This is a genomic window from Agromyces lapidis, from assembly GCF_009749405.1.
Taxonomy (GTDB): Bacteria; Actinomycetota; Actinomycetes; order Actinomycetales; family Microbacteriaceae; genus Agromyces; species Agromyces lapidis.
Genome location: NZ_WBIQ01000007.1, coordinates 313,914 through 327,127 on the forward strand (window position 1 = coordinate 313,914; position 13,214 = coordinate 327,127).

The 13,214-nt window shown below is 72.3% G+C and carries 13 protein-coding genes; 4 read left to right on the forward strand and 9 right to left on the reverse strand.

Features of this window, described 5'->3' with window-relative positions:
- Window positions 1-15: 15 nt before the first annotated feature.
- Window positions 16-885 carry a DUF3097 domain-containing protein gene (locus GQQ93_RS12420; protein ID WP_212277327.1) on the forward strand — a complete coding sequence of 290 codons (870 nt, stop codon included), beginning with the start codon at window positions 16-18 and terminating at the stop codon, window positions 883-885.
- A 48-nt stretch (window positions 886-933) separates the two neighbouring features.
- Here GQQ93_RS12420 and GQQ93_RS12425 read toward each other — a convergent pair whose 3' ends face one another.
- Genes GQQ93_RS12425 through GQQ93_RS12435 form a run of 3 tightly spaced genes read right to left on the reverse strand, consistent with a single transcriptional unit; the run spans window position 934 to window position 3,560 of the window.
- On the reverse strand, window positions 934-1,710 hold the full coding sequence (locus tag GQQ93_RS12425; RefSeq protein WP_212277328.1) for an SDR family oxidoreductase: 777 nt from the start codon (window positions 1,708-1,710) through the stop codon (window positions 934-936).
- 40 nt (window positions 1,711-1,750) lie between these two features.
- Complete coding sequence (locus tag GQQ93_RS12430) at window positions 1,751-2,830, reverse strand: sensor histidine kinase (protein ID WP_157424538.1); 1,080 nt, start codon at window positions 2,828-2,830, stop codon at window positions 1,751-1,753.
- Window positions 2,823-3,560: a response regulator transcription factor gene (locus GQQ93_RS12435; RefSeq protein ID WP_212277329.1), complete on the reverse strand. Its 738-nt coding sequence runs from the start codon at window positions 3,558-3,560 to the stop codon at window positions 2,823-2,825. Before GQQ93_RS12435 ends, GQQ93_RS12430 begins: the two co-directional genes overlap by 8 nt.
- Window positions 3,561-3,647: 87 nt before the next feature.
- On the opposite strand from GQQ93_RS12435, the gene GQQ93_RS12440 reads away from it, so the two are divergent.
- Window positions 3,648-4,346: a M15 family metallopeptidase gene (locus GQQ93_RS12440; protein WP_246192303.1), complete on the forward strand. Its 699-nt coding sequence runs from the start codon at window positions 3,648-3,650 to the stop codon at window positions 4,344-4,346.
- Window positions 4,343-4,990 (forward strand): VanZ family protein, encoded by a 648-nt coding sequence (locus GQQ93_RS12445; protein WP_157424539.1) that lies wholly within the window; start codon window positions 4,343-4,345, stop codon window positions 4,988-4,990. The genes GQQ93_RS12440 and GQQ93_RS12445 overlap by 4 nt, the downstream gene beginning before the upstream one ends.
- Here GQQ93_RS12445 and GQQ93_RS12450 read toward each other — a convergent pair.
- Together GQQ93_RS12450 and GQQ93_RS12455 are read right to left on the reverse strand one after the other, a co-directional pair.
- Window positions 4,951-6,045, reverse strand: coding sequence for a VIT1/CCC1 transporter family protein (locus GQQ93_RS12450; RefSeq protein ID WP_157424540.1), 1,095 nt, complete (start codon window positions 6,043-6,045; stop codon window positions 4,951-4,953). The genes GQQ93_RS12445 and GQQ93_RS12450 overlap by 40 nt on opposite strands.
- A 261-nt stretch (window positions 6,046-6,306) precedes the next feature.
- Complete coding sequence (locus GQQ93_RS12455; protein WP_157424541.1) at window positions 6,307-6,783, reverse strand: Lrp/AsnC family transcriptional regulator; 477 nt, start codon at window positions 6,781-6,783, stop codon at window positions 6,307-6,309.
- A gap of 111 nt (window positions 6,784-6,894) precedes the next feature.
- On the opposite strand from GQQ93_RS12455, the gene GQQ93_RS12460 reads away from it, so the two are divergent.
- A complete protein-coding gene (locus GQQ93_RS12460) occupies window positions 6,895-8,148 on the forward strand; it encodes a trans-sulfuration enzyme family protein (protein ID WP_157424542.1) in 1,254 nt (417 codons plus the stop codon).
- Here GQQ93_RS12460 and GQQ93_RS12465 read toward each other — a convergent pair.
- The 4 genes from GQQ93_RS12465 to GQQ93_RS12480 form a co-directional block, all read right to left on the reverse strand.
- The gene (locus GQQ93_RS12465; protein WP_343032747.1) at window positions 8,100-9,485 is read right to left on the reverse strand and encodes an MFS transporter; all 1,386 of its coding nucleotides are present in this window, start codon (window positions 9,483-9,485) and stop codon (window positions 8,100-8,102) included. The genes GQQ93_RS12460 and GQQ93_RS12465 overlap by 49 nt on opposite strands.
- A 131-nt stretch (window positions 9,486-9,616) precedes the next feature.
- Complete coding sequence (locus tag GQQ93_RS12470) at window positions 9,617-10,789, reverse strand: globin domain-containing protein (RefSeq protein WP_157424544.1); 1,173 nt, start codon at window positions 10,787-10,789, stop codon at window positions 9,617-9,619.
- Between the two features lie 84 nt (window positions 10,790-10,873).
- Window positions 10,874-11,329, reverse strand: a complete 456-nt coding sequence (locus GQQ93_RS12475) for an RrF2 family transcriptional regulator (protein WP_157424545.1) — start codon at window positions 11,327-11,329, stop codon at window positions 10,874-10,876.
- A gap of 7 nt (window positions 11,330-11,336) precedes the next feature.
- A complete protein-coding gene (locus GQQ93_RS12480; protein ID WP_246192304.1) occupies window positions 11,337-13,163 on the reverse strand; it encodes a DEAD/DEAH box helicase in 1,827 nt (608 codons plus the stop codon).
- Window positions 13,164-13,214: the final 51 nt, after the last annotated feature.

A 13,214-nucleotide genomic window follows, 5' to 3' on the forward strand; every position in this document is an offset into this window, starting at 1 on the left:
CGATAGCCTCGATCGGTGCCCGCGACGCCTCCCTTCGACCATGATCCGACCGACCGCTACGGCGCTGACGTGCTCTCGGGCGACTGGCGCGCCCGAGGCCGCACGGTGATCCCCGCGGTCGAGGCCGAACGCGACCTCGTCGTCGAACTCGCCGAGTCGGGCTTCTGCGGTGCAGTGGTCGGCGTCGCGAAGGGCACCGTGACCCTCGAGGACCGCTTCGGCAAGCACCGGATGTTCCCGCTCGGTCACGGCTTCCTCGTCGACGGTCGCGCCGTGCAGCTCGTCGCACCGAAGCCGAAGGCGCCGACCGGCCGGCTGCGCACCGCGTCCGGCTCGTTCGTCGCCGAGTCATCTCCCGCGAAGGTCGCACTGCCGAGCCGCATCTTCGTCGAGGGGCGTCACGACGCCGAGCTCGTCGAGAAGATCTGGGGCGCCGACCTCCGCGTCGAAGGGGTCGTCGTCGAGTACCTCGAGGGCGTCGACGTGCTGCCCGAGACGCTCGCGGAGTTCCGCCCCGGTGCGGGGCGGAAGGTCGGTGTGCTCGTCGACCACCTGGTGCCCGGCTCGAAGGAGCAGCGCATCGCCGACGCCGTCGCCCGCGGCCCCCACGGCGCGCACGTGCTCGTGGTGGGGCATCCGTACATCGACATCTGGCAGGCCGTGAAGCCGGCACGCATCGGCAGGACCGAATGGCCGATCATCCCGCGCGGCACCGAGTGGAAGCACGGCATCTGCGAGGCGTTCGGCTGGCCGCACGAGGACCAGGCCGACATCGCCCGCGCGTGGCAGCGCATCCTCGGGCAGGTCCGCGGCTACGGCGACCTCGAGCCGGCCCTGCTCGGCCGGGTCGAAGAGCTCATCGACTTCGTCACCACGCCGGCCTGAACCCGTCGCGCGCGGAGCCGCGCGCGCGGAGCCGTCACGGTCTCCGGCTCAGATCGAGAAGCCGCCGTCGCTGTGGATGAGCTGGCCGGTCACCCAGCGCGCCTCGTCGGACACGAGGAAGCGCACGAGCCTCGCCGCGTCGTCGGGGGTGCCGAGCCGGCCCGTGGGCTGCTGGGCGGTGAGCGCTGCGCGGGTCGCCTCATCCATCCAGCCCGTGTCGACCGGGCCCGGGTTCACGAGGTTCGCGGTGATGCCGAGCGGGGCGAGCTCGCGGGCAGCGGCGATCACGATGCGATCGAGGGCGCCCTTCGACGCTCCGTAGGGCACGTTGCCGACGACGTGGTCGCTCGTGAGCGCGACGATGCGCCCGCCGCCGCCGCCGCCGCTGGCGCCGCCGCCTGCGGCCGGCAATTGCCGTGCGAACGCCTGCACGAGCAGCAGGGCTGCGCGGGCGTTCACGGCGAAATGCCGGTCGAAGCTCTCGAGGGAGGTGTCGAGGATGCCCGAGTCGACGCCCTGCGCGTGGGAGAGCACGAGTGCGCGAACCGGGCCGAGCTCCGCCGCGGCGGCGATGAGTCGTGCCGGCACCTCGGGGTCGGCGAGATCCGCGTCGAGCGCGATCACCCGGGAACCGAGCGCGCGCAGCTCGGCCTCGAGCGCGGCGGGGTCGCGATCGGGGTCGCCGCCGAGGGCCATCCGACGGTCGTATTCGCCGAGGTGGCTGAATGCGATGTCCCAGCCGTCGGCGGCGAGAGCGACGGCGATCGCCCAGGCGATCGTGTTGCGGCGGCCGGCGCCGGTGATCAGGGCGACAGGGCGGGTCATGGGACTCCTCGGGGGCGAAGGGATCATCGGCAGCGGGTGGTCACGACGCGGCCGGCAGCGTCACGACGACGCGGAGCCCTCCCCCGTCGCGTGACGCGAGGGTGAGGGTGCCGCCGTGCGCCCGAACGATGCTCTTCACGATAGCGAGGCCGAGTCCGACGCCGCCCCGATCGGTTCTGATGCGTACGTTTCCACGGCGGAACGGTTCGGTCAGCGTCGACACGAGCGCGGGGTCGAGTCGCTCGCCGGTGTTCTCGACGACGAGCACCGCCTCACCCGGGCGCGATGCGGTCGTGACCCGCACGGCGCCGTCGGCACGCAGGTTGTGGACGATCGCGTTGTGCACGAGGTTCGTCGTCAGCTGCAGCAGGAGCGCGGGCGAGCCGAGCGCGACGGCGACGTCTCCTGAGACGTCGAGCGCGATGCCGCGCTGCTCGGCGAGCGGAAGCAGCGTTTCGGCAGCCTGCTCGGCGAGCAGCGAGAGATCGACGGGCTCGCGGGCGAACGACTGCTGGTCTGCGCGGCTCAGCAGGAGCAGCGCCTCGGTGAGCTCGATCGCACGCGTGTTGACCGTCTGCAGGCGCTCGATGAGGGCCGTGGTGTCGCTCTGCGGGTCGTCGTGGGCGACCTCGAGCAGAGTCTGGGTGATCGACAGCGGAGTGCGCAGCTCGTGCGAGGCGTTCGCGGCGAAGCGACGCTGCTCGTCGAGGTGGGCCTCGAGCTGCGCGAGCATCGCGTCGAAGCTGTCGGCCAGTTCGCGGAACTCATCGCGACGGCCCTCCAGTTCGACGCGGTGCGAGAGCGAACCGGTCGCGGCCCGCCGCGTGGCCGCAGTGAGGCGCCGCAGCGGGGCGAGCATCCGGCCGGCGAGGAACCAGCCGCCCGCGAGCCCGAGCAGGAGGAGGAAGAGCAGGGCCCAGGCGACCGCGGGCGCGAAGGCCCGGATGAGGTCGTCGCGCCCCGGTACGAAGCCGCCGATGGTCGCGATCGCCTCGGCCGGAACATAGCGCAGGAGGAACGCCCAGACCACCGCGAGGAGCAGCGCGCCGGCGACCATGAGGAAGCCCGCGTAGCTCAGGGTGAGCTTGAGACGGACGCTGAGCCCCGGTGCCCTATCCACGTACGTCACCGTCCCCATGCCCTTCACCGCCGTCGTCCGGGCGCCCGCCCGCCCGGTCGGCGGCGGTCCGCCCGGTGTCGATGCGGTAGCCCACTCCGGGAACCGTGGCGATCAGCCACGGCTCGCCGAGTCGCTTCCGCAGCGCCGAAACGGTGATGCGCACGGCGTTGGTGAAGGGGTCGGCGTGCTCGTCCCAGGCGCGCTCCAGCAGCTCCTCCGCGCTGATCACCCCGCCTTCGGCGGCGACGAGCACCTCGAGCACCGCGAACTGCTTGCGGGTGAGCGCGACGTAGCGCCCGTCGCGGTGCACCTCCCGCCGGAACGCATCGAGCCGCAGCCCCGCGATCTCGCGAACCGGGGGCCGATTGTGCGCGCGTCGTCGATCGAGCGCACGGAGCCGCAGCACGAGCTCGCGAAGCGCGAACGGCTTGGTGAGGTAGTCGTCGGCGCCGAGCTCGAAACCGGAGGCCTTGTCGTCGAGCCGATCGGCCGCGGTGAGCATGAGGATCGGGGTCCCGCTGCCCGAGGCGACGATGCGTCGGGCGACCTCGTCGCCCGACGGGCCCGGGATATCGCGGTCGAGCACCGCGAGGTCATAGGAGTTCACGCTCAGCAGCTCGAGCGCGGTGTCGCCGTCGCCCGCGATGTCGGCGGCGATCGCCTCGAGCCGAAGCCCGTCACGGATGGCTCCGGCCAGGAGTGGTTCGTCCTCGACGATCAGCACGCGCACGCTTCCGATGGTACGAGGCGGCGCATATCGCCGGTGTATGCGAAAGCGGATACGCTCCGGCAACAGCCGCTCCCGTTGGCTGATTGCATGACCACGAAGGCCCGCCCTGAAACCTCCGCATACCGCATCGGAACCGCACGCCGCCCGGTTGCGGCCCGCCGTGCGAACCCGTTCGCCCTCCTCATCGCGCTCGCGCTCGCGCTCGCGATCGGCGCGACGATGCTCGTGACGGCGGTCGCCGGATCCCTCGGCGGGCCGTCGTCGTCGGCGATGCCGCCGACGGGCGGCGAGCCGATCCCCGGTGCGGGGCCGGCACGCGACGGCGACGATGCGGTCGACGGGGACGGTCGTGTCGGCGCCGGCGTATCCGTCTTCGACGACGGCGAGGCGGCGGTCGCGAATCTCGACCCCGTGCTCCTCGACGCCGTCCGCCGTGCGGCGACGGACGCCGAGGCCGAGGGCATCGCCTTCGTCGTCAACAGCGGCTGGCGATCCGCCGAGTACCAGGAGGAGCTGCTGCGGGACGCCGTCGCCGAGTACGGCTCGGCGGAGGAGGCGGCGCGCTGGGTCGCCACCGCGGAGACCTCGCCGCATGTGCAGGGCGACGCGATCGATCTCGGCGAGTGGCAGGCCACCTCGTGGCTCTCGGAGCACGGGGCCGCGTACGGGCTCTGCCAGATCTACGCCAACGAGTCGTGGCATTTCGAGCTGCGTCCCGCGGCGGTCGCCGACGGCTGCCCCGAGCCGTACGCCGACCCCACCGAGGATCCGCGGATGCAACGATGACGACGACGACGACCCGACCGGCCGCACCCGCCGCCGAGGCATCCCGGCTTCGCATGCCGGCCCGGGCACTCGTGATCGTGCTGTTCGCGACGTATCTCGCGCTGCTCGTGTGGATCGTGCTGTGGAAGGGCGGGACGCCCTGGATCGGCGAGGCGCAGGATCGGGTGATCAAGCTCGTGCCGTTCGCCGACACCTCGGAGTTCGGGGCCAGCGCGCCCCGCGAGGTGCTCGCGAACATCGCGTTCTTCGTGCCGTTCGGCGTCTACCTCGGCCTGCTCGCCCCGGGGTGGCGATGGTGGCGGGTCACGGCGATCTCGGCCGCCCTCAGCCTCGCGCTCGAAGCCCTGCAGTACGTGCTCGCCATCGGCAGCACGGACTCGACCGACGTGATCGCGAACGCCGCGGGCGGGCTGGCGGGCCTCGGGTTGCTCGCGCTCGCCCGCGGGCGCTTCGGCGCGCGCGCGTCCGCGGTCGTCGTCCGACTCTGCGCGCTCGGCACCGCGATCGCGCTGATCGCCTGCCTGATGATCATCGCCTCACGCCGGGACGGTGGCCCGCCGGGCGACCGCCCCGGCGGCGGGCCCGCGCCGACGCAGGCGACGAGTCAGGCGAGGCTCGTACCGAACGCGAGCCCGAGCAGGTAGGTGACGGCTGCGGCGCCGATTCCGATCGCGAGCTGGCGGAACGCGCGCTTGAGCGGCGACGCGCCCGAGAGCAGCCCGACGGTCGCGCCGGTGAGGAGGAGGGCGATGCACACGAGCACGGTCGCGGTGACGATCGCAGCGACCCCGGTCATGCCGAAGAGGTACGGCAGCACGGGGATGAGCGCGCCGGAGGCGAAGAACAGGAAGCTCGAGATCGCGGCCGACATGCCCGTGCCGACGGCCTCGTCGTCGTGCTCGGCGACGGCGAGGGCGTCGGTCGGGGCGTGCACCTGTTCGGCTGCCTGCACGCGGGCGACGACGAGGGCGGCGTGGTCGACCGCCTCCTGCTCCTCCATGCCGCGCGCCCGATAGACGAGGGCCAGCTCGTTCGCGTCGACGTCGAGGTGCGGCAGCGCTTCGCGCGCAGTCGGGTCGGGGGCGGATGCCTCGAGCAGCTCCCGCTGCGAACGCACCGAGACGTATTCGCCCGCGCCCATCGAGAGCGCGCCGGCGAGGAGACCCGCGATGCCGGTGAAGAGCACCACCCCCGGGGCGACGCCGGTCGCGCCGATGCCGAGCACGAGCGCGAGGTTCGAGACGAGTCCGTCGTTCGCTCCGAACACGGCGGCGCGGAACGTGCCGGCGAGACTGCGGCGCCCGCGCGCGGCGAGACCGCGCACGACCTCGCCATGGATTCGCTCGTCGGCCGCCATCGCCGGGGTCGCGTGCGGGTCGCTCGCGTACGGCGACCTGGCCTCGGCGCGCTGGGCCAGCGCGAGCACGAAGATCGAGCCGAAGCGTCGGGCGAGTGACGCCAGCATGCGGGTGCGGAGGTCGGCGCGGGGCACTCCGCGGTCGTCGCCGCCCAGGAGGCGGAGCCAGTGGGCCTCGTGGCGGCCCTCGGCCGCAGCGAGGGCGAGCAGGATCTCGCGCTCCTCGCCGTCGCGACGGGCGGCGAGTTCGCGGTAGACGGCCGCTTCGGCACGTTCGGCCGCGAGGTAACGGCGCCAGCGGTCACGGTCGGCGGGGGTGCCCTGGGGCTGCTCGTCGGTCATGTGCTCTCCTCCGTCGTCACGGGCGCACCGGTGGATGGGGAGGCCGCCGGGTACCCGCGCCAGTGCGCGGCCGCGGTCACGGCCGACGTTCACGCTATCGGCGTCGACGCAGCGAGGCCGCCGTTTCGCCCGGATTGACAGCATTTCGGATCGCCGAACGGCGCGAGCCGGGGTCGGTCGACGCCGTGATCTCGGAGATCACCACCCGATCGGCGCCACCGGCTCGGGAGGATCCGAGATCCTGGTGATCGCCGGCTCGCCTCAGCCGACCAGCTTGTTCCAGCCGTCGCCGTCGACGTGCTCGAAGATGAGGTTCGTCTCGGTGTGGGCGACCGCGGGGTGACCCGTGAGGTGCGAGAGCACGAACTCGCGCAGCTCTTCGGCGTCTCGCGCGGCGACGTGCAGCAGGTAGTCTTCGGCGCCCGCCATGTGGAACACGCCGAGCACGCCCGGCAGGTGCGGAACCTGCGCACGGAACGCGTCGATCTCGCTGCGGTCGTGCTTCACGAGCCGCACGGCGATGAGCGCCTGCAGTGAGACCCCGAGCGAAGCGAGGTCGACCTCGACGCGGTAGCCGCGCACGGTGCCGAGCGCCTGCAGCCGGCGCAGCCGCAGCGACACGGTCGACTCCGCGACGCCGACCTCGGCGGCCAGCGCGGCGCCCGAGGCCCTGGCGTTCGTCGAGAGCGCCTGGAGCAGTGCGCGGTCGACGCGGTCGAGTTCTGGTTTCTGCGCCATGCGTGGACTCCAAGCGGATCGATTCTGCAGATTCTGCGAGGCATCCAGAGTATCGCAATGATCGTGCGGACCGATTTGAGAGATTCAGCAGAATCTGCTTCAGTGCGAGCCATGCAGACATCGTCGTCGCACCTCGAGACCCGCGCCGTCCACGGCGGAATGAACGGCGTCCGAGAGAGCGGATCCCACGTTCCCGTCATCGACTTCTCGACCACGAACCCGCTCGGCTCGGTCGAGACCGGGGGGCTCAGCTACGAGGAGCTCGCCACCGGCCACGATCTCGGCGAGGGGCGCTCGGCGGTGTACCAGCGACTCTGGCAGCCCGGCGTCGCGCGCTTCGAGGAGTCGCTCGCCGGCCTCGAGGGCACCGACGGCGCCGTCGCATTCGGCAGCGGCATGGCCGCGCTCGCCGCGGTGCTCATCGCCACGGCCTCGGCGGGCAGGCCCCACGTCATCGCGGTGCGCCCGCTCTACGGCGGCACCGACCACGTGCTCGAGAGCGGCCTGCTCGGCACCGAGGTGACCTGGGCGACGGTCGACGAGGTCGCCGGCGCGATCCGCCCCGACACCGGGCTCGTCGTCGTCGAGACGCCCGCGAACCCGACGCTCGAGCTCGTCGACCTGCGCCGCCTCGCCGACGCCGCGGGCGAGGTGCCGCTGCTCGTCGACAACACCTTCGCCACTCCGGTGCTGCAGCGACCGGCCGAGCACGGCGCGACCCTCGTGCTGCACAGTGCGACCAAGTACCTGGGCGGTCACGGCGACGTCATGGGCGGCGTGGTCGCCGCCGACCGCGACTGGGTCGAGCGTCTCCGCCGGGTACGGGCGCTCACCGGCGGACTCCTCCACCCGATGGCCGCCTACCTCCTGCACCGCGGGCTCCGCACGCTGCCGCTGCGGGTGCGCGCCCAACAGGCGACCGCCCGCGAGCTCGCCGAGCGTCTCGCGGGCCATCCTGCGGTCGCCCGCGTGCACTACCCGGGCCTGCCCGGGCAGGACCCGCTGGGCCTCCTCGGCACGCAGCTCGAGGGTCCGGGCTCGATCATCGCGCTCGAACTCGCGGGCGGCTTCGACGCCGCCGTGCGCTTCACCGAGTCGTGCGAGCTCGTCACCCACGCGGTCTCGCTCGGCGGGGTCGACTCGCTCGTGCAGCATCCGGCGTCGCTCACGCACCGACCCGTCGCCGGCGAGGCGAAGCCCGGCGAGGCCGTCGTGCGGCTCTCGATCGGGCTCGAGCACGTCGACGACCTCGCGGCCGACCTCTTCGCCGCACTCGACGCGGCGGGCGCGCCGGAAGTCGGCGGCCCCGTCGCCGATCAGTCGGCCGGCGACGCAGACGAAGGCGCCTCGACGCGCGCCGCCTGAGGCGGATTGCGGATCCCGAGCCAGGAGACGACTCCCCCGACGACGAGCAGCGCCGCGGTCGCGATCGCCGCCCGGTGGTAGCCGTCGACGTCGAGCGTCGATCCGACGATGACGCCGATCGAGGCGATCGCCACGAGGCCCGCGATGCGGGCGACGGCGTTGTTGACGGCCGATCCGATGCCCGCCCTGGCGGGATCGACGGCGCCGAGGATCGCGGCGGTGAGCGGGGCGACGGTGATCGCCATGCCGAGTCCAGAGACGACGATTCCGGGGAGGAGTTCGGTCCAGAAGACGACCTCCTCGGTCACCGCGAGCGTGAGCAGGTAGCCGAGGGCGACGATGATCGGCCCCGCGGTCATGAAGATCCTCGGGCCGAACCTCGTCGAGAGGCCGCCGAACCACGAGCCGAGGAGCACGAGCATGATCGTCGGCGGCAGCGTGGCGAGGCCCGCGGCGGTGGCGGAGAACCCGCCGAACTCCTGCAGGAAGATCGTGATCGCGAACGGGCCGAGCGAGAACGCCGCGTAGATGAAGAGCGTGGCGAGGTTGCCCGCGGCGAAGTTGCGCGCCGCGAACAGGCTGAGCGGCAGCATCGGCTGCGGGGTGCGCCGCTCCCACCAGACGAAGAGTCCGAGCGCGATCACGCCGACGACGAGCGGCACGAGCACGATCGGCGAACCCCAGCCGAGCCGTTCTCCCTCGATCAGCGCGAACACCGTGCCGCCGAGGCCGGCGACGCACAGCGCGGCGCCGGTCCAGTCGATCGGGGCGCGCTCGGTGACCGGCTCGTCGCGCGCGATGCCCCGCAGCATCACGAGCGCGACGGCGATCGGGATGATGTTGATCCAGAACACGAGGCGCCACGACACGAGATCGACGAGCAGCCCGCCGAAGAGCGGCCCGATGAGGAACGCGACGGTCGTCCACGCCGTCCAGCGACCGATCGCCCTGCCCTGTTCGGCGATCGGGAACGTCGCGACGATGAGTGCGAGCGAGCTCGGCACGAGCAGTGCGCCGGCGGCACCCTGGAACGCGCGGGCGATGACGAAGAACACGCCGTCGGGCGCCATCGCGCAGGCGACCGAGGTCACGCCGAAGCCGTAGAGGCCGATGCGGATCATGCGCGCGCGCCCGAACGAGTCCGAGAGCGAGCCGGCGAGCAGGATGAACGCGCCGAGCGTCAGGAGGTACGCGTCGACCGCCCACTGCTGCAGCGCGAGACCGCCGCCGAGCTCTTCGGCCAGCGAGGGCAGCGCCACATTGATGACGGCGCCGTCGAGGAAGGCGATGAACGAGACGATGATCGCGACGACGAGCACCCGGGTGCGGCGAGCCATGGGCGACATGGTATCGCCCGGCCGCGGATGCCCCGTGCCTCCTGCGCGCGGGACGGCGAGGCGATCCTGACGACCGCCGAGGGCGCCGGTGGCACGGAAGATGCCGCCGACGTCCTCGGCCGTAGAGCCCCCTACGCGGCGAGCCAGACGTCGGGTCCGAAGACCTCGTAGTGGATGTCGGTCGGGGCCACCCCGGCGGCGATGGCCTGCGACCGGATCGAGCGCATGAACGGCAGCGGCCCGCAGAGGTAGAGCTTCGCTCCCGCCGGCATCTCCACGCCGTCGAGGCTCATGAAGCCGGCCTCCGCGTCGGCCGCGGTCGTGGGCTCCTCGAGCCAGAGGCGGAGTTCGGCGTTCGGCAGCGCCGCGACAGCCTCGCGCATCTGCGCTTCGAGCGCCCAGTTCTCGGCACGCTGCTCGGCGTGCAGCACGAGGACGGGGCGCCGGGACGCCGACCCCGCGAGCGACTGCAGGATGGAGGCGCTCGGCGTGCAGCCGATGCCGGCCGTCGCGAGCACGATGGGCGCGTCGGTGTCGTCGAGCTCGATGTCGCCGTAGGGGTTCGAGAGCTCGACGACGTCGCCGACGTTCACGTGTCCGTGCAGGAACGGCGAGACCTCCCCACCCTCGTCGAGCTTCGTCGTGAACACCCGCTCGGTGAGCGAGTCGACCCGGTCGGAGAGCGAGTACTGCCGCGCCTGGTGCAGCCCGTCCGCGAGCTGCACGCGCACCGAGACGTACTGGCCCGGTGTCGCCCGGGTGACGGGCGTCTCATCGGCCGGCGCGAGGCGGAAGGTGATCGACCCGGCGCCCGCGGCCTCCTTCGCGGTCACGCGCCACTCGGCCCACATGACGTCGTTCGCCTGGCGCGCGTACAGGCCGCGTTCGATCGCGATGAGGGCGTCGGCCATCAGCCAGTACACCTCGGTCCAGGCCGCGGCGACCTCGGGCGTGCAGGCGTCGCCCAGATCGTCGGCGATGGCGGCGAAGAGGTGATCGTAGACGATCGGGTAGCCCGACTCGGGGATGCCGAGGGCGGCGTGCTTGTGCGCGATGCGCGAGAGCACCGCCTCGGGCAGGGTGTCGGGGTGCGCGAGGAGGTGGGAGGCGAAGGCGGCGATGCTCCCCGCGAGCGCCCGCTGCTGGGTGCCGTTCTGCTGGTTCGCCCGGCTGAACATGCCGTCGAGCAGCTCGGGGTGCGCGGTGAACAGGCGGGCGTAGAACTTCGGCGTGATCTCGCCGATGCGCTCGCCGATGACGGGCAGCGTGGCTTCGATGACGGGACGGGACTGCTCGGAAAGCATGGTTCTCCTCGGAACTTCGTATCTGGCATTTGCTATGCCAGATTCCGAGATCAGTTCTACACCCTGTAGAAAAGCGGGTGCAAATCAGACGGCGCCGGATGCCTCGCGCACGCCGGGGATCGGCAGCGCGACGAGCGACGGGCTCGCCGTGAGCGCCTCCACCGTCAGCCCGTCGAGCGTCGCGTAGAACGCCTCGCGCGCCCGATGGAGCGCCGATCGCAATCGGCACCCCGCGATGAGCGGGCAGCTGGTGCCGTCGCTCGTGATGCAGTCGACGGGATCCTGATGACCGTCGAGCGACCGCAGCAGCGCGCCCACGCTCAGCGCGAGCCCCGCCTCGGTGATGCGGGCGCCGCCCATGCGGCCACGCGCGACGTCGAGGGCACCGCGCCGTCGCAGTTCGAGCACCGCCTTCGAGACGTGGTGGTACGGCACCCCGATGCGGTCGGAGATCTCGCGGCTCGTGAGCTGCTCGCCCGGCTGCGCCCCCAGCAGCATCAGCGTGCGCAGGCACACGTCGGCGAACCCGTTGATCTTCACGCGACCATCATCGCCCCGAGAGTCGTCGTCGCACGAGCTCGATGCGCGACTGCAACTGGGTCACCGTCGCCTGCGCGACCTCGGGCCCGCCGCACGCCCGCCGCAGCTCCGCATGGACGCTCGAGTGCGACTGGCCGCTCTGGCGGGCGTAGAGTCCCACGATGCTGTTGAGCAGCGAGCGCTGCTCTTTCAGGGTGCGGAAGAGCGCGACCGGCTCGGACGAGGCGCCGTCATCGTGCTCGCCGTCGGCCTGAGCGGCGGCGGCGTGCTTGCGACGCTCCCCCGCCCTGCGCGCCTGCCGTGCCTGCCGGTGGCGCAGGAGCTCCGAGACCTGCTCGGGCTCGAGCAGCCCCGGGATGCCGATGAAGTCGAACTCCTCGTCGCTGCCGGGCTCGGCGAGCGTGCCGAACTCGGTGCCGTCGAACACGACCCGGTCGAACGAGGCGTCGGAGCCGAGCGCCTCCCAGGTGCCGAACTCCATCTCCTCCGAAGCGCGCTCCTCGCGGTTCGCCGACTCGAGCATGCTGTCGTCGAGGCCGTCGTCGTCGGCGTCGGCGCCGCCGCGCCGGTCGAGGGCGTGGTCGCGCTCGCGTTCGAGCTGGGCCGCGAGCGCCATGAGCACGGGAACGTTCGGCAGGAACACCGAGGCGGTCTCACCGCGGCGGCGGGCCCGCACGAAGCGCCCGATCGCCTGGGCGAAGAACAGCGGCGTCGAGGAGCTCGTGGCATAGACCCCGACCGCGAGGCGCGGCACGTCGACGCCCTCGGAGACCATGCGCACCGCGACCATCCACCGCCGGGTGTTGCCCGAGAACTCCTCGATGCGGCCCGATGCCTCCTTGTCGTCGGAGAGCACCACGGTGACGGGCTCGCCGCTGATCTGCTGCAGGATGTCGGCGTATGCCCGCGCGACGGTCTGGTCGGTGGCGAGCACGAGCCCGCCGGCGTCGGGGATCGACTGCCGCACCTCTGTCAGCCGGCGGTCGGCGGCCCGAAGCACCGCGGGGATCCACTCGCCGCTCGGCTCGAGCGCCGTGCGCCACGCCGAGGACGTGATGTCCTTCGTGTTGTCCTCGCCGAGCTTCGCCTCCATCTCGTCGCCGGCCTTCGTGCGCCAGCGCATGTGCCCGGCGTAGACCATGAACATGACGGGACGCACGACGCCGTCGGCGAGGGCGCGCCCGTAGCCGTAGTCGTAGTCGGTCTTCGAGAGGCGCACCCCCTGCGCATCGGGCTCGTAGCGCACGAACGGGATGGGGGCCGTGTCGGAGCGGAACGGCGTGCCGGTGAGCGAGAGCCGCTTCGTCGCGGGCTCGAAGGCCTCGCGGATCGCATCGCCCCAGGAGAGCGTGTCACCGCCGTGGTGCACCTCGTCGAGGATGATGAGCGAACGCCCCGAGAGCGTCAGCTCGCGGTGCAGCGCGGGCCGCATCGCAACCTGCGCGTACGTGACGGCGACGCCGTGATAGTGCCTGGCCGAGCGGCCGTGCGCGTTGCGGAACCCGGGATCGAGCCGGATGCCGACGCGCGCCGCGGCGTCGGCCCACTGGCGTTTCAGGTGGTCGGTGGGCGCGACGACCGTGATGCGGTCGATGATGCGTCGGCCTCGGAGCTCGGCGGCGAGGCGGAGCGCGAACGTCGTCTTGCCGGCGCCCGGCGTCGCGGCGGCGAGGAAGTCGCGCGGGAGCTCGTCGAGATACTGCTCGAGCGCCTCGGCCTGCCAGGCCCGCAGCTTCGACGCGGTACCCCAGGCGGCCCGCTCGGGGAACGAGGGTGAGAGGTGTTCGGCCGCCGAGGTGCCCGGATGGGCCCCGGATGGTGTCGCTGTACTCACTGGATTCGAGGGTAGCGGAGCCCTGCGACATCCTCGAACCGACACGTTGTG

Excerpts from the sequence above, each read along its gene's own strand:
- GQQ93_RS12445 (WP_157424539.1), top strand. The coding sequence starts at position 4,343 with ATGACGACGACGACGACCCGACCGGCCGCACCCGCCGCCGAGGCATCC.
- GQQ93_RS12460 (WP_157424542.1), top strand. The coding sequence starts at position 6,895 with ATGCAGACATCGTCGTCGCACCTCGAGACCCGCGCCGTCCACGGCGGA.
- GQQ93_RS12470 (WP_157424544.1), bottom strand. The coding sequence starts at position 10,789 with ATGCTTTCCGAGCAGTCCCGTCCCGTCATCGAAGCCACGCTGCCCGTC.
- GQQ93_RS12440 (WP_246192303.1), top strand. The coding sequence starts at position 3,648 with ATGACCACGAAGGCCCGCCCTGAAACCTCCGCATACCGCATCGGAACC.
- GQQ93_RS12465 (WP_343032747.1), bottom strand. The coding sequence starts at position 9,485 with ATGGCTCGCCGCACCCGGGTGCTCGTCGTCGCGATCATCGTCTCGTTC.
- GQQ93_RS12450 (WP_157424540.1), bottom strand. The coding sequence starts at position 6,045 with ATGACCGACGAGCAGCCCCAGGGCACCCCCGCCGACCGTGACCGCTGG.
- GQQ93_RS12425 (WP_212277328.1), bottom strand. The coding sequence starts at position 1,710 with ATGACCCGCCCTGTCGCCCTGATCACCGGCGCCGGCCGCCGCAACACG.
- GQQ93_RS12455 (WP_157424541.1), bottom strand. The coding sequence starts at position 6,783 with ATGGCGCAGAAACCAGAACTCGACCGCGTCGACCGCGCACTGCTCCAG.